This is a genomic window from Mycobacteriales bacterium (genome assembly GCA_040902655.1).
Classification (GTDB): domain Bacteria; phylum Actinomycetota; class Actinomycetes; order Mycobacteriales; family SCTD01; genus SCTD01.
Genome location: JBBDWV010000051.1, coordinates 1 through 18,865 on the forward strand (window position 1 = coordinate 1; position 18,865 = coordinate 18,865).

At 70.7% G+C, this 18,865-nt stretch carries 21 protein-coding genes; 8 read left to right on the forward strand and 13 right to left on the reverse strand.

From position 1 onward, the window contains the following. Nucleotides 1-255 precede the first annotated feature (255 nt). Together WD794_14145 and WD794_14150 are read left to right on the forward strand one after the other, a co-directional pair. Nucleotides 256-498 (forward strand): hypothetical protein, encoded by a 243-nt coding sequence (locus WD794_14145; protein ID MEX2291449.1) that lies wholly within the window; start codon nt 256-258, stop codon nt 496-498. A gap of 8 nt (nt 499-506) precedes the next feature. Then, a complete protein-coding gene (locus WD794_14150) occupies nt 507-779 on the forward strand; it encodes a ribbon-helix-helix domain-containing protein (protein MEX2291450.1) in 273 nt (90 codons plus the stop codon). Between the two features lie 126 nt (nt 780-905). On the opposite strand, the gene WD794_14155 is transcribed toward WD794_14150, so the two are convergent. After that, nucleotides 906-1,211 (reverse strand): hypothetical protein, encoded by a 306-nt coding sequence (locus WD794_14155; GenBank protein ID MEX2291451.1) that lies wholly within the window; start codon nt 1,209-1,211, stop codon nt 906-908. 151 nt (nt 1,212-1,362) lie between these two features. Between WD794_14155 and WD794_14160 the strand changes: the two genes are divergently transcribed. Both WD794_14160 and WD794_14165 read left to right on the forward strand, forming a co-directional pair. Next, the gene (locus WD794_14160) at nt 1,363-1,620 is read left to right on the forward strand and encodes a helix-turn-helix domain-containing protein (protein MEX2291452.1); all 258 of its coding nucleotides are present in this window, start codon (nt 1,363-1,365) and stop codon (nt 1,618-1,620) included. A 2-nt stretch (nt 1,621-1,622) separates the two neighbouring features. Beyond that, nucleotides 1,623-2,648, forward strand: coding sequence for a PIN domain-containing protein (locus WD794_14165; protein MEX2291453.1), 1,026 nt, complete (start codon nt 1,623-1,625; stop codon nt 2,646-2,648). Nucleotides 2,649-4,019: 1,371 nt separating this feature from the next. On the opposite strand, the gene WD794_14170 is transcribed toward WD794_14165, so the two are convergent. The 5 genes from WD794_14170 to WD794_14190 all read right to left on the reverse strand — a co-directional run bounded on the left by WD794_14170 (nt 4,020) and on the right by WD794_14190 (nt 8,823). Beyond that, the gene (locus WD794_14170) at nt 4,020-5,330 is read right to left on the reverse strand and encodes a hypothetical protein (GenBank protein MEX2291454.1); all 1,311 of its coding nucleotides are present in this window, start codon (nt 5,328-5,330) and stop codon (nt 4,020-4,022) included. Next, a complete protein-coding gene (locus WD794_14175; protein ID MEX2291455.1) occupies nt 5,327-5,764 on the reverse strand; it encodes a hypothetical protein in 438 nt (145 codons plus the stop codon). The genes WD794_14170 and WD794_14175 overlap by 4 nt, the downstream gene beginning before the upstream one ends. Before the next feature lie 80 nt (nt 5,765-5,844). Beyond that, a complete protein-coding gene (locus WD794_14180) occupies nt 5,845-6,561 on the reverse strand; it encodes a YcnI family protein (GenBank protein MEX2291456.1) in 717 nt (238 codons plus the stop codon). A 19-nt stretch (nt 6,562-6,580) separates the two neighbouring features. Further along, complete coding sequence (locus WD794_14185) at nt 6,581-8,212, reverse strand: copper resistance protein CopC (protein ID MEX2291457.1); 1,632 nt, start codon at nt 8,210-8,212, stop codon at nt 6,581-6,583. After that, entirely contained in the window at nt 8,209-8,823 is a 615-nt protein-coding gene (locus WD794_14190) for a hypothetical protein (protein ID MEX2291458.1), read from the reverse strand. Before WD794_14190 ends, WD794_14185 begins: the two co-directional genes overlap by 4 nt. A 73-nt stretch (nt 8,824-8,896) precedes the next feature. On the opposite strand from WD794_14190, the gene WD794_14195 reads away from it, so the two are divergent. Then, nucleotides 8,897-9,418, forward strand: a complete 522-nt coding sequence (locus tag WD794_14195) for a sigma-70 family RNA polymerase sigma factor (GenBank protein ID MEX2291459.1) — start codon at nt 8,897-8,899, stop codon at nt 9,416-9,418. A gap of 121 nt (nt 9,419-9,539) precedes the next feature. Here the strand turns inward: WD794_14195 and WD794_14200 are convergent, their stop codons facing one another. The 5 genes from WD794_14200 to WD794_14220 form a co-directional block, all read right to left on the reverse strand. Then, nucleotides 9,540-9,764 carry a hypothetical protein gene (locus WD794_14200; protein MEX2291460.1) on the reverse strand — a complete coding sequence of 75 codons (225 nt, stop codon included), beginning with the start codon at nt 9,762-9,764 and terminating at the stop codon, nt 9,540-9,542. Between the two features lie 74 nt (nt 9,765-9,838). Further along, complete coding sequence (locus WD794_14205) at nt 9,839-10,501, reverse strand: TrkA family potassium uptake protein (GenBank protein MEX2291461.1); 663 nt, start codon at nt 10,499-10,501, stop codon at nt 9,839-9,841. After that, nucleotides 10,494-11,855: a potassium transporter TrkG gene (locus tag WD794_14210; protein MEX2291462.1), complete on the reverse strand. Its 1,362-nt coding sequence runs from the start codon at nt 11,853-11,855 to the stop codon at nt 10,494-10,496. Before WD794_14210 ends, WD794_14205 begins: the two co-directional genes overlap by 8 nt. Nucleotides 11,856-12,038: 183 nt before the next feature. After that, entirely contained in the window at nt 12,039-12,722 is a 684-nt protein-coding gene (locus tag WD794_14215; protein ID MEX2291463.1) for a response regulator, read from the reverse strand. Then, entirely contained in the window at nt 12,719-14,137 is a 1,419-nt protein-coding gene (locus tag WD794_14220) for an ATP-binding protein (protein MEX2291464.1), read from the reverse strand. The genes WD794_14215 and WD794_14220 overlap by 4 nt, the downstream gene beginning before the upstream one ends. Nucleotides 14,138-14,374: 237 nt before the next feature. On the opposite strand from WD794_14220, the gene WD794_14225 reads away from it, so the two are divergent. Then, nucleotides 14,375-15,394, forward strand: coding sequence for a potassium channel family protein (locus WD794_14225; protein ID MEX2291465.1), 1,020 nt, complete (start codon nt 14,375-14,377; stop codon nt 15,392-15,394). Between the two features lie 212 nt (nt 15,395-15,606). Beyond that, a complete protein-coding gene (merA, locus tag WD794_14230; GenBank protein MEX2291466.1) occupies nt 15,607-16,980 on the forward strand; it encodes a mercury(II) reductase in 1,374 nt (457 codons plus the stop codon). Nucleotides 16,981-17,129: 149 nt separating this feature from the next. Here merA and WD794_14235 read toward each other — a convergent pair whose 3' ends face one another. Together WD794_14235 and WD794_14240 are read right to left on the reverse strand one after the other, a co-directional pair. Further along, nucleotides 17,130-17,471 carry a hypothetical protein gene (locus tag WD794_14235; protein MEX2291467.1) on the reverse strand — a complete coding sequence of 114 codons (342 nt, stop codon included), beginning with the start codon at nt 17,469-17,471 and terminating at the stop codon, nt 17,130-17,132. Nucleotides 17,472-17,739: 268 nt separating this feature from the next. Continuing rightward, nucleotides 17,740-18,108, reverse strand: a complete 369-nt coding sequence (locus WD794_14240) for a metalloregulator ArsR/SmtB family transcription factor (GenBank protein MEX2291468.1) — start codon at nt 18,106-18,108, stop codon at nt 17,740-17,742. 112 nt (nt 18,109-18,220) lie between these two features. Here WD794_14240 and WD794_14245 point away from each other — a divergent pair, with 112 nt between their 5' ends. After that, nucleotides 18,221-18,724, forward strand: a complete 504-nt coding sequence (locus tag WD794_14245; GenBank protein MEX2291469.1) for a DUF1440 domain-containing protein — start codon at nt 18,221-18,223, stop codon at nt 18,722-18,724. Nucleotides 18,725-18,865: the final 141 nt, after the last annotated feature.

Below are 18,865 nucleotides of genomic sequence, written 5' to 3' on the forward strand. Positions count from 1 at the left end.
AGCCCGTGGCATGCCGCGAAGAATACCACACTGTAGTTCTAAGTTATCGGTATTGTCCGGCTAACCCACGGCGAAGGCTCGCGATCTGCAAGGTTTGGCGGTGCCAGCCGCGTTCGAGGCCCTGTGAGCCCGTCGTGGGGATGTCAGCGCGGGTCGGGCGGTGTCGGGGGTTCGATCCGGGCAGCCTGTGCCCGTTCTGTGTCCACACCCCCAGCGCGTGCGGGAGACCACTGATTTCGTAGTACGATTCCTCTCGTGGACGTGCTCAGCTCGGCGCGACGCCACCGCATCGAGGACGAGGACATTCAGCACGGCTTGAGGAATGCGCTGCTCGTCGAGGAGATCGGCGAGGACCCGACCCGGTACCTGGTGCTGGGCCCCGATCGGACCGGCAACCTCCTGGAGATGGTCGTCCTCGACCGGCCCCAGGGACCGGCTGTCATCCATGCGATGCCCATGCGAGCCAAGTACCGGCGACTGTTGTCGACAGGACGGTGAGAGTGACCATGAACCACGGCACGAAGGCCGACGGCACGTTCATCACCGACGAGGCAGTGGAGGCGATGGCGGACGAGGCCGAGCACGGGTACGACGTCGAGGAGCTCCTTCGCCGCCGCCAGCCGGGCCGGCCGACGATGGGCTCGGGCATTGCCACGGTGGAATCGGTCCGCCTTGACCCCGAACTCAAGCGCGACCTGCTCCTGCGGGCCGCCGAAGAGGGCACGAGTGTTTCGGAGGTCATCCGCGCCGCCGTCCGCCAGTACCTGCACGTCGGCTGATCCACACCGTCGGCAGCGACCTCTACGTCTCGCTACACAAGCGTCGCTGCTCGCGTCGGAAATGGATGTTCACGGGTCGGCCTCTGGGACCGGCGGCACAGCCGCCTGAGGGAGGCAGATCGGCACCTACGTCGCGCCGTGCTCGTATGTGACCTGCTTGCCGGTTGCCTCGGCATACGCGATCTCCGAGGCGGTGGACGGGCCGACGTAGCCGCCGGGATTCACGATGTGGACGCGGTCAGACACGTCGATCTTCCGGCAGTGGAGAACCGCCAGCATCTCGACATCGGCGGTCAACAAGCCATCGTCCGGCACCGGTAGCGCTGGCAGCAGCACCACGCGGCCTTCCAGCGAGAGCCGTCGATGCGCTGCGAGGTGCTCGGCGGCGAAGCGGACGGAGCCGCAGAGCGTCACGACCTCGGCCTTGTACACGCGCACGTCAGCGCTACCCCACGTCAAGGACTACCTCAGCCGGCACCACGGCCATGAGGCCGTCCGACTCGTCGTAGACGACGAGCACGGCAATGAGGCACTCACCGTGCCCCGGGGAGCGGTCGAGCTGCTGGCACGGATCCTCGCGCACATGGCCGCCGGCCAGGGCGTCTCGGTCGTGCCGGCGCATGCCGAGTTGACCACTCAGCAGGCCGCGAACCTGCTCAACGTGTCGCGTCCGTTCCTCATCGGTCTGCTCGATGCCGGCCAGATCGACTTCCGCAAGGTCGGCAAGCACCGGCGGGTGAAGGCGGCATCTCTGATGGACTACCTGCGCAAGGACGACCAGCGACGGCGCGACGCTGCCGATGAACTGTCTGCTCTCACGCAGGAGCTCGGACTCGTCTGACCGTGTCCTTCATCGTCGTCTACGACGCCAACGTGCTGTACCCGAGCACGCTGCGCGACCTGCTCATCCGGATCGCGCAGGCCGGGCTCGTCGGCGCGAAGTGGACCGACGAGATCCTCGACGAAGTCTTCGACAACCTCCGCGGCAACCGGCCAGACCTGAACCCGGCGGCCTTGGACCGCACCCGCGAGCTGATGGTGCGAGCCGTCCGGGACTGCCTCGTCGTCGACTACCAGCCGCTCGTCGACGCCATCCAGCTGCCCGACCCGAAGGATCGGCACGTACTCGCCGCCGCGATCAAGTCACGCGCACAGGTCATCGTCACGACCAACCTCGAGGACTTCCCCGCACACCGTCTCGACGGCTGGAACGTCGAAGCCAAGCATCCGGACGAGTTCGTGCTCGACCAGATCGACCTCGACCGGCAGGCGGTCTACGGAGCAGTCCAGCGCATCGCCGACGCCTGGCGCAATCCACCCGGCACCATCCTCGACGTGTTCGACCGTCTCGAGCGCGATGGACTCGCCGAGCCCCTGGACCTTGTCGTCGTTTGTGAGCAGCACGTCGGCGCGTCCGACAGCGGACGTTGCGACGTGTATCGCATCAATTGTCTTGAGCCCGTGGTCGATCCTGAGACGGCGGGCGTCGGCGACGATGATTCGGGTGACGTTGACCTGCTGGACACTGCTGCGACGCATGGCCTGCTCGGCCCGCTCCGCACTCTCCTGGGTCCTGGCGTCGTGCCGGCCGCCGAGAACCTCGACCGGCATCAGGACACTCGTGACGATCTGCAGCTCGCCGCGATCGGCGGCGGCGAGCCACTCAGCAAGATCGGCCGCGTAGGGACCTTCCCCGACAGGGCAGTGATCCAGGACTGTGCGTCGAGGTACGGACGCCGGAACGGGTCAACCAAGACCCATCTCCCCGCGGTTGCGCTCGAGGTACTCAGCTGGGTCAAGCCCGCCGGTCAGCTTCGGCATGGAACCCACGAGGCTGCTGAGCGTCGGCAGGTCGTCGTCCTGGGGTAGCACCTCCATGTCCTGCAGCCGGATCCGCAGCGGCCGGCCGGCGCTGTCCTCCTGAAGCACGCCGTGAACCTCCACTCGCTTGCGCAGAGCGGCGTGCACCCGCGGGTAGTCCACCTCGGCGAAGGAGACGACGACGCGGCGCCTGTCGAAATCGTTGTAAAGGGACGCCTCGCGCTTCGCGTGCACCGTCAGGCTCTCCAGCGTCCCGCTGACGCTGCCAATGACTTTGAACTGTGGCCGGTCGACGGGCGTCTCCAGCAGCGGCAGGACAAGCGCTGGCGCGACGATCACTCGCCCGCCACCCTCCCGGCGCTGCGTGAACAAGGAGCCGGAGCCGGTTCGGTCCAGCCCGGCCAGCAGTTCCCGCAGGATCGGGATGTCTTCCTCGGGCAGTCGGGCAGCCGGATCTTCGAGGTCGAGGGCGTAAGTGTCGACGATCTCCCGAAGCTCGGCGAGGGTCACATCCTCGGTCGGAGATGCCTCCAGCATCGTCAGGGCGCTGCTCTTACGCAGGCCGGTCAGGTGCCAGCGCAGTCCGTCGGCGCGATCACCGAGCACACGGTGCGCGGTGCGGTCCAGCAACTCATAGCCGCGCTGCAGCGCCTGCACAACGCTGGGGAAGTCCATCTGCCCGAGCGCGCCGTCGACGCCGAGCAGCAGCTCGACGCCGTCTGCGCGGTCGGAAGGCATGTACGCAAGGTAGCGCCGCGCCACGACAGGGAGCCAGCGGTGATCCAGCCGCAACTTCCCGTTCCCGACGCTCGTCGCGGCCCGAGTTGCATCTGAGTTGCTCCTCGTGTTCGCCGGTTCGCGCCGGGCTCTCGCCGTTTCAGCCGGCGAGCGTGTTCGCTGCGTGGGGCGGGATCAGTACCAGGGAAGTCATGTGTGGCACCTCGCGGGGGTGCCCCTCCCTTCGGCACGCAACGGCGAACGGCCGTGCCCGGTCGTTCCGGCCGCCGTCTCCCCCGCCGCCGCCGCGAAAGTGCCGCCGCGATGGCGGCGTCCCGGTCGACCGAGGTGTGCTGGTGGATCAAGGCCGCGCGCATCGCGGCGTGTCCCGTCCCCGCCTTGAGCTCCTTGGTGCTGGCGCCGGTCGCTGCGGCCAGGGTGTTGCCGGTGTGCCGCAGGTCGTGGTTGTGCCGACGTCGGCAGTCCGGCGCGCTCGCGCGCCTTGACCCAGGTGCTGCGGAATCCACGCCCAGACCGGCGCGCCCTGGCCCTGGTGCAACACCGTCACCGACTGGTTGAGATCCACGGCGTACGGCCCGAGCGCCGTCCGCAGCTGCAGCAGCTCGGCCAGCAGCTGCCGCTCGCCCGAACTCGCCGGCGGCAGACACGACCCGGCCAGGGTCAGCCCGGCTGGCGCCACGATCAGGAGGAAAGCAGCAGGCTGAGACCGCCGATGGTGAAGGCCACCATCACGGTGACCAGCGGCAGCTGGCCGCTCGTGGTGTTGCGCCGCCACCGGCGCACGGCGCACTCATGTGCGAGAACGACCCCGAACACATGGGCGAGCACGATCGCGCCGACCTGGACGATGGCGATCGTCCCAGGGCTGAGCGCCGTGTAGTCGATGGCGTTCGTGTACGTCCCGAACAGATCGACGCCTTCCTGCCCGAACGGGTTGCTCGCCAGGATCCACGTCGCCTGGCCGTCGAGCAGCAGCAGCGAGAAGTAGTGCGCGATGGCGTAGCCGACCGCGATCGGCACCACGGAATGGGCGAACAGCGCGGGTTCGCGGTGTGCCGGCTGGCCGGTGACCATCCCGCCGAGCATGGTCGCGCCGACGAACAGCACTGCGGCCAGGGCGATCATGGCCAGCAGGCCGACGGTGCCCGGGACGGCGCTGAGGTAGGCGTCCCGGCCCGGACCCTCCTGCCACAACTGGGTGCGGGACAGCCCGTCGTAGCCGGTGGAGCCGACGAGCACGAGCACGACGGCGGTCAGTCCGCGTTCGGGCCGCAGCCCGTCGACACCGTCCAGGGGTGAGCGCGCGACGAGGCACCCGTCCTCGCGCCGCCCGAATGGTGACAGGCGGCCGATCAAGGCGCTGTACACCTCGAAGCCGTCGCCGCGGGCGTACCAGCCCGAGCCGAACCACAGCCCGGCGATGAGGTGCACGACGCCGTACACGACCAGGAAGATCCCGACGGTGCGCGGATCGGCGCGGCCCGGCAGCACGAGCTCCAGCCACACGAAGAGCAGCAGGGAGACGGCGGCAGGCCAGTAGCCGAGCGCCGGCAGCCGCGTCTCGGCCGGAGCCGGGCCTGCGATCCTCGCCAGCCCGGCGTGCAGGGTCCGCAGCGGGTTGACGTAGCCCCATACCGGCCCGAGCAGCAGGCTGGCTGGGATCAGCCCGACCCAGAAGGTGACGTACAGCGCATACGGCGCGAGGTTGTCGTTCGGGCGCGGCGGTCCGGCCAGAGAGACGGCGACCACGACAAGGGTCAGCACCAGTGCGACCGCCCGAGCGACCGCCTTGGTGACCGGCGAGTCGACGACGGTCCGGACGAGATCCGGAAGCGGTCGCCCGGCCGCGTCGCCGAGCAGCTTGGGCCGGCGCCAGAGCAGCACCAGGCCGAGAAAGCTGACGACGACCGCGAGCCCGGCGCCGTACAGCGCGAGGGCGAGCGGGACCGGCAGGTCGGCGCGGCTGCCGACTCCGTGCGCGAGGACGATCACGCGACCCTCAGCTGGAACAGCGGCCGGCCCGCGCCGTGGAGTTCCACCTCGTACGCGCCGGGCAGGTCGGCGACGAAGTCGATCTCGGCGGGCTGACCGGGGGCGAGGTCGACGTACAGGTCGTAGCCGTGGACGTGGATCTCCTCAGCAACGTCACTGGTGACGCGGATGACGACCTGCTCTCCCAGCTTCACCGGAACCCGCTGCTCGACGCCGGTGATCTTCCCCCTGACGTACTGCACGTCGATGACCTGCGCAGACGACGTCGGGCTCGCGGGCGGAGACGGTGGTGCCGAGGGCGGTGGGGCCGAGCTGCGGGGCACGGACGGTGTGGTGAACGCCGTCTGGGGCGGGCTCGTGCCGTCACCGGCGCACGCGGCCAGCGCGACGGCCAGGACGAGAGCGGACGGAAACGACACAGCGGTGCGGGACATACGGATCTCCTGGCGGGACGGCACCTGCGGGGGCTGATCTCGCCGCTGCCCGCCCCCTGGCGGGCATCGGCGTGGCCGCACTAGGTGTTCGGAGATCGGCGCGTCCGAAGGAACGCGGCGATACCGGTCGCGAACGCCAGCCCAGCCACCACGAGCGCGACCACGCTCAGCACGTCGTCGGTTTCGGCGTCGCTGACGGCGGCGGCCGGTGTCAGCTCGCTGTCCTCCGTCGAGGCGGCCGCGCCCGAGTCGCCGTCCTCCTCCGCGGGCGCGAGCTCCAGCACCGGCGCGGGCTTCTCCGGCTCCTCCCCGCCCTCGACCGGCTCCTCGATCCAGCGGACGACCTCGCCGTCGGCGTAGGTCTGCAGCGCCTTGAAGACCAGCTGGTCGACCTCGGGCAGCCGCCCGGCAGAGACCTCGAACTCGCCGAACTCCGTCGGGCCGATGCCCTTGTTCCCCGCGGCGACCGTCCACGTGATCCGCTGCACCACCTCGGTGACCGGCGCACCGTGCTGCTCGAGCGGCACGGACGGCGCACCCTTGGTCATCGTGTACGTCCAGCCCGGCTGCGGCTTGACGCGCACCGAGGCGATCGGGTGTTCCGCCGGGAAGGCGATCTCGAGCTTGGTGGTAGGGGCATCCTTCTCCGTCGGCGCCCGGAACGTCAGCTTGGTGAACCCGCCCTGAGTGGCCCCTGGGCCCTGCACGGTGACATGAGCGGCAGCTGGGCCGGCGAGCGGGACGAGCAGCAGCGCGAGGGCGCCGGCGACGGGGACGAGCGGGCGAGCGACGGACACAGGGTTCTCCTCGATGGTCTCAGCGGATGCGGAAGGTGAAGCTGGTGGCGGGCGCGTCGACGTCGCTGGTGCGAGTCGTCAGGAGCAGGCGCCACTGGCCCGGGTCGGGCAGCGGGACCTTGAGCTGCTCGTAGTGGCCGAGCGAGTCCGGGGGCACGTCGACCGGGACGACCTCGTCGGTGCCGACCCGGGTGAACCGGGCGGTCACCTCCTCGACGTCGACGGCCTTGCCGCCGGCGCCGGTGTAGTAGACGTGCATCTGGTTCAGACCGGCACGGGCCGGTTCGAGGTCGACCTGCACCCGCAGATCACCTGCGACCACCTTGGTCTCGCTGATCAGCGGCGCGTACGCCGATCGCGCCGGCGTCGTCTCGACCAGCGCCGCGGTGACAGCCAGGACGACGACCGCTGTACCGGCCTCCAGCAGCACACTGCGCCGCAGCCGCCTCGCATCCGGCACCGTGCGCACCGGCTCGGGCAGGTCAGCGTTCGCGTGCACGACCGGCAGGGCGTAGTGCCGGCGCACCCATGCCCGCCCCAGTGCGCCCAGGACGAGCATGCCGGCGACCAGCGCGGTCTTGACGAGCAGGAGCCGGCCGTACGTCGTGCCGGTCAGCGCGCCGAGCTCGCGGACCTCCCGCCAGGACGCGAACGTCCCGGTGGCGACCAGCACGACGACGCTGCCCGCGGCCCACCGCGACCAGCGGGGCAGCACCTCGGCCAGGATCTCGCCGCGCCGCAGCACTACTAACGCGAGCAGCGCGAGCCCGCCGAGCCAGGCCGACACGGCCCCCAGGTGCAGCGCGTCAGCCGGCAACGCGACCGGCACGTACTGACCCGCGCCGGCATGTCCCACCAGCGACGTCGTGACCAGCAGCCCAGCACCGACCGGCAACGCCGTCGACCACGACAGCCGACGCACGAGCAGGACTCCGGCCAAGGCCAGCAGCGCCAACCGGGTCCCGGTCGCCATGCCGAAGCGGGTGCCCAGCACATCGTCGACCAGGCTCGGGGCGTCGGACAGCGGCAGGCCGGCGGCGTACGGGCCCTGGAGCAGCAGCCCGGCCGCGCTGCCGGTCACGGCCAGGCCCCAGCCGCTCCACAGCACCCGGCGTACCGCCCGCACCTGCTGCCCGGCACGCCAGACGACCATGACGAAGGCGACGCCGCCGACAAGCAGCACTAGGCCCGCATACAGGACGCCGCGGCTGACGGTGAGCAGCGCACCGGCAGTCCCTCCGGCGTTCTGCTCGGGCACGGCCGCGGCGACCGCACTCTCCCGGCCGACGCTGAACGTCGACGCGCCGCTCACCGGGTGGCTGTCCTCGCTGACCACCCGCCACAGCAGCAGGTACGTCCCCGGCGCAAGGCCGTCCCGCAGCGGCGCGACAACCTCCTTGCCGCCCGCGCGTGTCTCGACCCGGCCGGTGTCGGCGCGGTTGCCATCCGGCGCCACGACGCGCACCGCGCCCAGCGAGGTCCCGACCCGCTCGCTGAACCGCAGCACGACCGCGCCCGGCGCCACCTGCAGCAGCACCCCGTCCACCGGCGTCGATTCCAGCAGCGCGGCGTGCGCGAATGCCGGCTGAGCAGGCAGCAGCAGCGCGACCAGCGCGAACAGCGCGAACAGGACCGCCGTGAGCCGCCTCACGCCACCCTGCGCAGCCGCCGGCGCTCCGGCGTCGTCCTGTCCGACACCGGCGCGGCGCTGCGGCGCAGCCGCCACAGCAACGCAGCCTCGACCAGTGCGAGCAGGTGCGGCACCTCCGCCGCAGCCGGCACCTTGCCGCCGAGCACGTCGATCAGGGTCGTCGCCGACAGGCCGACCGCCAGCGCCGCGACGACCGGCAGCATTCCGGCTGCCCGCCATGGGCGCCATGCGGCGGCGAGCACCCCGATCGCCAGCGCCACGTCGGTCGCGCCGACCTCCCGGGCCACGTGCAGGCCGGCGTGCGCCTCCTGTCCGTACAGCAGCGCCGGCAGGCTCAGGACGAGCTGCAGTACGGCGGTACCGACAAGTGCCAGCCGGGCGAGCGGCCGGGACGGCCGGCCGTGGATCGCCGGGTCGCTCAGCCGAGCCAGGACCGCTGGCACAAGGTCGCGCTGCGGCTCCGCCGCACGCACCCGCAGCCGCCGCGACGCCGCCGCCGCACCGTCCAGCCACGCCCGGCATGCCCCACAGCTCTCCAGGTGCCCGTCAAGCACCTGCTCGGGCACGCCGGCGTCCTCGCCGTCGAGCCGGGCCGACAGCCCGGTCCTCACTTCCTCGCATCGCACGTCCTGCAGGTCGCTCGAGCCTGCGACTCGGTTCCCGACGATCTGCGAACATGTCGGTGTGGACGAGCTGGCAGGGTGGGCAGACGCGGCGCGCGACGGCGACCCCGTCGCCGTGACCGCGCTCGTGCGCGCCACCCAGGGAGACGTCCGCCGCCTGTGCGCCTACCTCGTCGACGACGCCAGCGCCGACGACCTCGCGCAGGAGACCTACGTGCGGGCGCTACGGGCGCTGCCGTCCTACGAGGCGCGGGCACCGTTCCGGCCGTGGCTGCTGTCGATCGCCCGCCGCGCCTGTGCCGACGCGCTCCGCCGGCGGACCCGCCGCCGCCGGCTGCTCGTCCGGCTGCAAGGCGGACTGGCAGAAACCGTCCCCGACGCGACCGGCGATGTCGCCGCCGCCGATCTGCTCTCACGGCTCGACCCGGACCGCCGGGCTGCGTTCGTGCTCACGCAGGTGCTCGGCCTGTCCTACGCCGACGCCGCGCAGGCCTGCGAAGTGCCCGTCGGGACGATCCGCAGCCGCGTCGCCCGCGCGCGGGACGACCTCGCGGGCCAAGTCGCGCACCGCGACGCCCGCTGAGCCGCCACGCGAGGTGGCGTCCAAACGGCGGCTCGCGCCGACTCATGGTTTTGCGCCTGCACCCCTTCTGCAGCCGGGCCGACGACGGAGGCATACATCTCTGCGTCGCCGACCCGAGAAGTCAGCCCTCGTCTGACCACTGCAGGCGGTGAATCCTCCTAGCCTCGCGCAGCTGCGGATCGTCCCCGTCGATCGGGTCGGAACCCGATTCCCGCAGCAGCGCCGAGAGGTCGTCGTCACCGGGACGCTCGAACACTGCCCACAGGATGAGCCCGTCGCCGTGGCCCGAGTTGAACGGCATGCCGGCGAGCGGCCTGCCATCAGGGCCGCTGACCTGCGCGTCCACAGCCGGCGGACGCCTGCCGGACTCTGGCGGTGGCTTCCGAACTGGCATGAGGGTTCGATGCCCGTCGCCCGCTCTCACAGGGTGTCGACGAACTTCTCGACGTCCTCCGGTCGGCCGCCGACGAGGATGTGGTCTCCGTAGCGCAGGACCGTGTCCGTGCCGGCGTGGGTGAACGATGTGCCGTTCTCCGGCTTGACGGCGACGACGGTCACCTTGTGCTTGGAGCGCAGCTTGGACTCGCCGAGGGGCACTCCGGCGAGGTACTTGGGCGGCTGGGTCTTGGCAAGGACCCAGTCGTCATCGATCTCGATCCAGTCGAGCATGCGACCGGAGACCAGGTGGGCCACGCGCTCGCCCATGTCGTGCTCGGGCAGGACGACATGGTGGGCGCCGACGCGCTCGAGGATGCGTGCGTGCTGGGCGTCGAGCGCCTTGGCCCAGATGGCGCCGACACCGAGGTCGGCGAGGGTGGCTGTGGCCAGGATGCTGGACTGCTGGTCGGTGCCGATCGCGACGACGGCCCGGGTGAAGTGCTGCACACCGAGCGCCTGCAGGGCCTCGACGTCAGTGGCGTCCGCCGCGACGATCTGGCTGAGCTGACCGGCCAGGCGCTGGACGACCTGGCTGCGGCTGTCGACGGCGAGCACGTCGGTGCCGCGGCGGGCGAGCTCGAGTGCGAGGGCGCTGCCGAAACGGCCGAGGCCGATGACGACGACGGGCTCGTTGTATCTAGCCAACGATGGTCCTTTCCTCAGGAAGCTGGCGCAGCCGCCCGCGCTCACGCAGGGCAAGGGCAGAGGCGATGGTGAGCGGGCCGATGCGTCCGATGAACATGAGCCCGATGATCAGCAGGTGCGCTGGGAGCGGCAGGTCCGCAGTGATGCCGGTGGACAGCCCCACGGTGGCGAACGCGGAGATCGCCTCGAACAACACCTGATGGAGCGGCAGTGCGGTCAGGACCAGGAGCAGGAAGGTCGAGATGACGACGAGGCCGATGCCGAGCAACGCGATGGCAAGGGCTTGCCGCTGGTTGGTCGAGGGGACCTTGCGTCGCCCGACTTCGACGTCGGGCCGGCCGCGCATCTCCGCCCAGAGCACGTAGGCCAGCAGGCCGAACGTGGTGACCTTGATGCCACCGGCGGTGCTGGCACTGCCCCCACCGATGAACATCAACGCATCGGTGAACAGCAAAGTCTCGGGCCGCAACGCCGCAATGTCGATGCTGTTGAACCCGGCGGTGCGCGGCATGACCGAGGTGAAGAAGCCGGCGAGCAGCGTCTGCCCGCCGTCCAACGGACCGAGTGTGTCCGGGTTGGTCGCCTCGGTGGCGGTGATCACGACCGTGCTGACGACGAGCAGTGCCCCGGTGACCGTCACGGTGACGCCCGTGAGCACGGACCAGGTCCTGGGTCGGCGCCAGGACCGCAGCAGCTCAAACACCACGGGGAAGCCCAGCCCGCCGATGATGACGGCCGTGGCGACGGTCAGGCTCACCCAGGGATCGGTGGCGTAGCGCACGAGGCTGTCGGCGTAGAGGCCGAAGCCGGCGTTGTTGAACGCCGAGACGGCGTGGAACACACCGCTGTACAACGCCCTCGTCGGCCGCTCGTCGTAGGTCGTCGCGAAACGCAGCGTCAGGATCATCGCCGCCACGGCTTCGCAGATGAGGCTGAACAGAACGATCCGGCCGATCAGCCGGCGGATGTCCGCAGCGGTGAGCGCCTTGGTCTCGGCCTGCGCGATCAGACGCGTGCGAAAGCCCAGCCGACGCGAGAAGATCACCGCGACCAGGCTGGCGACCGTCATGATCCCGAGCCCGCCCAGCTGGATGAGCAGCAGGATCACGCCCTGGCCGAACCCGGACCAATAGGTACCGGTGTCGACGGTGACCAGGCCCGTCACGCACACGGCCGAGGTCGTGGTGAACAACGCGTCCTCCAGGCTGGCCCTTCCCCCGCCGGCGGTGGCCAGCGGCGTCGACAGCAGCGTGGTACCCACGCCGATGGCGGCGGCGAAGCCGACCGCGATGATCCGCCCGGGATGGGGCAGTCGCTCGGCAGGTCGGTGCCGGCCGGGGACAGGCAGGCTCACCGGCGCGGCTCCCGAGCACTGCAGGCGGGTTGGCCTCCCCCGGCTCCCCCCGACGCGGTTGCAGCCACATATCGAGTGTCGGGGTGGTCCGGGGAGTCACAGGCTCCTGAGCCGTCAAGATGCCGTCAAGATCTCGTCAAGAACGGCGGCCGGCGCGAGGGACGCATGCGGCTCGGCTGCTCCTCAGGGGTCGAAGCGGTATCCACTGCCGGGCACCGTGATCAGGTGGCGCGGACTGGAAGGATCGGGTTCGAGCTTGCGGCGCAGCTGGGCCATGTAGACGCGCAGGTAGTGCCGGGACTCGTGGCCGTACACGCTGCCCCACACCGCGCGTAACAGCTCGAGCTGGCCGACGAGCTGGCCGGGGCGGCGGGTGAGCTCCTCGAGCAGGTGCCACTCGGTCGGCGTGAGGTGCACGTGGCCGCCGGCGGCGGAGGTGACCGTGCGAGCGGCCAGATCAGCAGTGAACGACGCAGCGACCACCACTGGAAAGCCAGCGCTGCCTGGGCCGCCGCGGCGAAGCGACGCCCTCACCCGGGCCAGGAGCTCCTCCATTCCGAAGGGTTTGGAGATGTGGTCATCGCTGCCGGCGTCGAGCGCGGCGATCTTGTCGCTCTGCTCCCCCCGGGCCGACAGGACCAGGATCGGCAGCGGGGACCCGCGTCGAAGGCCGGCCACCACCTCCAGCCCGTCCATGTCAGGAAGGCCGAGGTCGACGATGGCCAGATCCGGCCGGCGTGTCGCAGCACTCGTCAGCGCGGCGGCACCGCTGGACACGGCGTCGACCTCGTGGTGGCGGGCCTGGAGGTTCAACGTGAGGGTGCGCAGCAGGGTGATGTCGTCGTCGACGACGAGGATCCGGCTCACCACTCCACCTTCGGCAGTCGGACGTTCATCGTCAGTCCCCCGCCCTGTGTCCGCTCGGCCTCGAGAGTGCCGCCCATCGCCTCAGTGAAGCCGCGCGCGACGGAGAGTCCGAGGCCGAGACCTCCGGGCTTGCGATCGCCGAGCCGCTGGAAAGGAGCGAACAGGTCGCGACTCTGTGCCGTGGTGATTCCCGGTCCGGTGTCGATGACGGAGATGACGACATCGCGGCTGCGTTCAGCGGCGGCGATGAGCACGTTGGTGCCCTTGCCGCTGTGCTCGAGGGCGTTGTCCACCAGGTTCGCGATCACTCGCTCTGCAAGCCCCACATCGGCCTGAACCAGCGGCAGGTGCCCGGGCAGGTCGACAACGACGCGCTTGTTGTCGCCGAGCCCACTGAGGCCACGGCCGATGATCTCCTCGACGTCGACCGAAGCGAGGTCCACGCTCAGCACGCCTGCGTCCAGCCGCGAGGCGGCCAGGAGGTTCGTCACCAGCCCACCGAGGCGGTCTGCTGACGTCTCGACGACCGCAAGCAGCTCGGCGCGCTCGGCGTCCGTCCAGTGCACGTCCTCCGCGCGCAGGCTGCTGACGGCCGCCTTGATCCCGGCCAGCGGTGTGCGGAGGTCATGGCCCACGCCGGCCAGCAACGCGGTGCGGAGCTGGTCGATGCTGACCAGCCGCTGAGCCTCCGCAGCCTGCTCAGCAAGCACCCGGCCCTCGGTGGCACGGACGGCAGCGCGGGCAAAGGCGGTCAGCACGCGCTGATCGGGGGCATTCAATGCTCTCCCGGTCACCTGCAGCGCACGATTGTCCGACACCGGGACCACGATCTCGGGTCCGCCGCCCGGTTGACCGGCCTGCTCCAGGACGCGCCAGCCCACCGAGACGGCTTCGACCACTGCTGCATGTCTGAGGCCGAACACGTCACAGATGCGCTGTAGCACCTCGGCCGGGCTGTCCTGCGCCCCGCTCTGCGCACCGGCGAGGGCCGACAGCTCCAGAGCCTCCGCCGACGCCCGGGCTGCCTCCGACTGCCGGCGGGCGGCCACGTCGACGACGACGCTCACCGCCGCCGCCGTCGCGATGTACACCACCAGCGCAAGCCCTTGGTCGAGGCGGTGGACATCGAAGGTGCCATACGGCTCTGTGAAGACGAAGTTGAGCAGCAGGAAGCCGAAGACGGCCGCGGGCAGCGCGGGACGTATCCCGCCGATGAGGGCAGCGACGACGACCACGCTGAGCACGAGCAGCAACGGTGTGCTCAGCAGCACCTCATCGCGCCGTCCGGCCAGGGCAAGCATGATGGTGGGGATGCCGAGCAGTGCGACAGCGGCACCCGCAGCCTGACGCCACCGGGAGATCCCTGCTGTCGGAGCCGGCAGGACTCCGCGGACGCTGCGGTCAGGAGCGGGCATGTTCCCCAGCGTCGCACCGCGTCGCGAAGGCTCCACGGCAGAGCCCGAGCGGGCCGACCGCGACGACGTGATGGGAAGGCCCACGCTCGTCCGCCTCGCCGTGCCTGGCCCGAGATCTTGACGAGATCTTGACGTCCGCGCGCACCGTCACGGCGTCGCTGGGCGCCAACACTCATGGACGTGCGGGATCTGAGTTCCTCGAGCCGAGGTGGGCAGCTGCGTCTGCCGACCGCATCCGTGGACCCCGTCCGGGCGATCCTGCGTCGTGCCGCGATCGGCGCGGGAGTTCTCCTGCTGATCACCCTGCTGGTCTGGCTGGACCGCGACGGCTACAGCGACATCGACGACGACGTCTCGCTGCTCGACGCGCTGTACTACGCGACAGTCAGCGCATCGACGACCGGGTACGGCGACATCGCTCCGGTCTCCTACCGGGCCCGAACGGTGAACACCCTGCTGATCACGCCGCTGCGCGTGGTCTTCGTGGTCGTGCTCGTCGGCACGACGGTGGAGGTTCTGGCCCGAACCGGACGTGACCGTCTGCGCGTCGCGCGCTGGCAGCGCACGGTCCGCGGACACACGGTGATCGTCGGGTTCGGCACCAAGGGCCGGGCGGCCGCGGACCACCTCCTTGCCGAGGGAGAGGACAGATCCAGTCTGGTCGTCGTCACCGACGATCTCGAGCGAATCGAGGACGCCCGGGATCGGGGACTGGTGGCGATCGTCGGTGACGGCACGCGCGACGACATCCTGCGCGCCGCCGTCATCGACAAGGCTCAGCGGACCATCGTGGCCGTGCCTCACGATGCCACCGCCGTGCTCGTGACCCTGACCGCACGCAGGCTCAACCCGACGGCCACGATCATCGGCGCCGTGAAGAAGAACGAGAACGCCCAGCTCATGCGGGACAGCGGCGCCAACAGCGTCATGGTCAGCGCGGACTCTGCCGGGCGCCGACTGGCAGCCAACCTCACGAGCCCGGCCAAGGGCGCAGTCCTCGAACAGCTCCTCGACCCGAATCATGGCCTCGAGCTGGTCGAGCGGCTCATCACTGCCGAGGAAGACGGACGGCAAGCGTCGCAGCTTGACGATCTCGTGGTGTCGGTCCTACGCCCTGAGGGAGCCTTGTTCGCTGACCCGCGCCGCGACATCACCCTGCACATGGGAGACCGGGTCGCGGTACTTCGCTCCGCGCGTGCAGGTGCTTCTCGCGTCCGGCCAGACGGCGACCAGCCGCCCGACACGCGACCGTCCTGACACCCGGTACGGAGCGAGCCCACCGCGGCCTCGCGGTTGTTTCCGTGGCGAGGGGCGTGCGTGCGTAGACGGCCGGGCGCGTCAGCGACGACCGAAAGCACATCGCCGTATCCGCTTATCCGGTTTTCTAGTACGTTGTTCGGTGCAGGAGCCAGGCGCGGACGGAACGGGGGCGGGACAGGTGACACCCCTCCGACCAGAAAGAGGTATCGATGAGTGAGAACTACGACCTGGTCGTGCTCGGCACCGGCGGTGCGGCGTTCGCCGCCGGCATCGAGGCGCGATTCCGCGGAAAGAGCGTCCTGCTCGTCGAGCACGACGTTCTGGGCGGGACCTGCCTGAACGTCGGCTGCGTGCCGAGCAAGAACCTGCTCGCCGCCGCAGGCCAGCGGCACCGCGCGTCGGTCAACACGGCGTTTCCGATGGTGACGACCAGCGCCGACGGGGTGGACCTGCCGGCGCTGATGGCGCAGAAGCAGGAGCTCATCGACCGGCTGCGACAGGGCAAGTACGCCGACGTCGCCGACGCACACGGCTTTCCTGTCCGGTACGGCCATGCGCGGTTCGTCGACGAGCAGACCCTGGACGTCGACGGTGAGCGGATCACCGCGCCGGCGTACGTGGTGGCGACCGGCGCCGTGCCGCACCTCCCTGACCTGCCCGGCCTGGGCGGCGTGGAGCACCTGACTTCCACCACGGCGATGGAGCTGACCGAGCTGCCCAGCTCGATGGTCGTGCTCGGCGGCGGCTACGTGGGGCTGGAGCAGGCGCAGCTGTGGGCGCACCTCGGCGTGGCGGTCACGGTCGTCGGCCGGTTCGCGCCGCACACCGAGCCGGAGCTCGCCGACGTGCTCCGCGGCGTGTTCACCGACGACGGCATCGCCCTCGTCGAGGAACGCGCCGTCGCCGTCGAGAGCACCCCGAGCGGCGTGCTGGTGCGCACCGGCAGCAGGGCGGAGGTCAGCGGCGAGCGGCTGCTGATCGCGACCGGCCGGTTCGCCGACACCGGCGATCTCGGACTGGACGCCGCGGGCGTGAAGACCGATGAGCGCGGGTTCGTCGTCGTCGACGCCCATCAGCGCACCACCAACCCACGCATCTTCGCCGCCGGCGACGTCAGCGGTGCGCCGCAGTACGTCTACGTGGCCGCGCAGACCGGGCACGTCGCCGCCGCCGGCGCGCTGGGCGAGCCGGCCACCGTCGACTACCGCGGGCTTCCCGGCGTCACGTTCACCACGCCACAGCTCGGCTCCGCCGGCCTCACCGAGGAGCAGGCGCTGGCGGCCGGGCACTCGTGCGACTGCCGGGTGCTCGGCGCCCAGGACATCCCGCGGGCGTTGGCCAACCGGGACACCCGCGGAGCGCTCAAGCTCGTCATCGACGCCGACAGCCGCAAGGTCCTCGGCGTGCACGCCGCCCTCGACGGCGCCGGCGACGTGATGCTCGCCGCGACCTATGCCATCAAGTTCGGTCTCACCGTCGACGACCTCGCCGACACCTGGGCGCCCTACCTCACGATGGCCGAGGCGCTGCGTATCGCGGCCGGCCTGTTCCGCTCCGACATGCCCACCAGCTGCTGCGCCTGAGTGCAGACCAGAAGCCGCAGCGGGTCGTGCTCGCGGTGCTGCTCGACTCAAAAGAGCGGTATCTGTCCACCCCCAGCTCACCGACGTCTCGCCGCCGGTGGTCGAGGAGCTCGACTGGCTGCTCGGGTGACGATGACGCTGGCAGCCGCTCAGCAGCAGTCATCGGCCGCCGCCAGGTCGGCGCGGCTGCTCCGGCGAGAGGCGAGCAGGGACAGCGCAGCGACACTGAGCACGACGGCGGACGCGAGCACGGCGACGAGCGACGTGCGCTGCTGCAGCCACTCCGTGACGCTGCCGGCGATGAGGCCGCCGCCGCGAGTGAGCGCGGTGCGCTCGGGATTGCCGGTCAGCTGCGGCGTCCAGTAGGCGACCAGGTACGCCCCGGACAGGACGAGCACCCCTCCGGAGACGCGGCCGACGTAGGGCAACGCCCGACGGACAGTCCTGGCCATCGCGCCGCTGGCCAGGGCGGCCGACACCGTCAGGAGCACCAGGACGCTGGCCGCACACGCCCGCTCTCGATGAGGCCCCTCGCAGGAGCCGCCGGAACGCAGCACGCGGCGCCGTTGCTGCGCCGAGCCCGCCGGAACCTCACGAGGATCGCAGCTGCCAGCGTGACAATCCCCACCGTGACCCACGTCCCGTTGCCGAGCACTGCGCCGAAGCTGGCGAACGCGCCGGCGGCAATCAGCAGCGGCAGGCCGCAGCAGAGCACGTGCAGAACGATGAACCCGGCGACGAGCTTGCTGCTCTGTCCACTCACGACTGTTCCTCGCCGTCGATGCGCAGGCACTCGCTCAGCGCGGCGACGTTGTCCGCAGACACGGCTCGGGCGAGCAGCACGAGATCGGCCACGCGCGGGTCCACGACCCGGTAGTAGCTGAAACGGCCCGCACGGCGGACCTGCACGAAGCCGCAGTCCGCCAGGCAGGCCAGGTGGGAGGAGACGCGGCTCTGCGCGAGCCCGATGTGCTCCACGCACTCGCTGACCGTCTTCTCCCCGCGCAGGACGAACTCCAGCAGCCGCAGCCGCGAGGGATCACCCAGCGCCCGGAAGAACTTCGCGATCACGGCACGCCCCGCAGACTCGGACGGCAACAGCGTTCCGGTACGGCGCTCCTGGCTCATGGCACCTCACTTCGTCCGGTGTGCAGAGACCCTAACATCCGGGCATGCGGATGTGTGTACTGCAGGGCGGCCAGGGCACGCCTGCTGTATTCCGATCACGTGGAGGACAGCCATGGCCACAACGCTGTTGACCGATCTCGCACTCGCTCCGGTCGCCGGATACGTCGGCACCAAGGTGATGGAGCCGGTAGGCATGAAGCTGTACGAGCTCGAGAGCGAGGCCGACCGCCGGCGCGAGGACGAGGTTCGGCCCGGGCCGCCGTACGCGCTCGCCGCCCGCAAGGCCGCCGACATGGTCGGGCTGGACCTGTCCGACGAGCAGCTCGAGCGCCTGTCATTGGCGTTCCACTACGGCCTGGCGATCCAGTGGGCTCCGCTGTACGCCGTGCTGCGCCGGCGGACCTCGCTCGGGCCGGTCCCGGCCGGCCTCGCGACCGGAGCGGCCATGTCGCTGATCGCCGACGAGATGATGACGCCGGCCATGGGGTTCAGTGCGCCGAACCGGGCGTACCCGCTCGCGACGCACGTCCGCGGCCTCGTCGGCCATCTGGTGTTCGGGCTGGGCGTCGCGGCGACGACCGAGCTGGGCTGGAGGCTGCTGCGACGCCGCCCCTGAGGGGACCGTTGCGACTGCGGACGTGGCTGCGGCTCGTCTTCGCGTCGACGCCTGCCCGCGGGCTGTTCCGGCTGCTACGGGCGAACGGCAGCAAGGGCGGCCCTGACGTCGGGCAGCATCGGCCCCGAGCCGGGGGGGGGG

Excerpts from the sequence above, each read along its gene's own strand:
- WD794_14220 (MEX2291464.1), bottom strand. The coding sequence starts at position 14,137 with ATGCCCGCTCCTGACCGCAGCGTCCGCGGAGTCCTGCCGGCTCCGACA.
- merA (MEX2291466.1), top strand. The coding sequence starts at position 15,607 with ATGAGTGAGAACTACGACCTGGTCGTGCTCGGCACCGGCGGTGCGGCG.
- WD794_14245 (MEX2291469.1), top strand. The coding sequence starts at position 18,221 with ATGGCCACAACGCTGTTGACCGATCTCGCACTCGCTCCGGTCGCCGGA.
- WD794_14175 (MEX2291455.1), bottom strand. The coding sequence starts at position 5,764 with ATGTCCCGCACCGCTGTGTCGTTTCCGTCCGCTCTCGTCCTGGCCGTC.
- WD794_14160 (MEX2291452.1), top strand. The coding sequence starts at position 1,363 with ATGGCCGCCGGCCAGGGCGTCTCGGTCGTGCCGGCGCATGCCGAGTTG.
- WD794_14150 (MEX2291450.1), top strand. The coding sequence starts at position 507 with ATGAACCACGGCACGAAGGCCGACGGCACGTTCATCACCGACGAGGCA.
- WD794_14240 (MEX2291468.1), bottom strand. The coding sequence starts at position 18,108 with ATGAGCCAGGAGCGCCGTACCGGAACGCTGTTGCCGTCCGAGTCTGCG.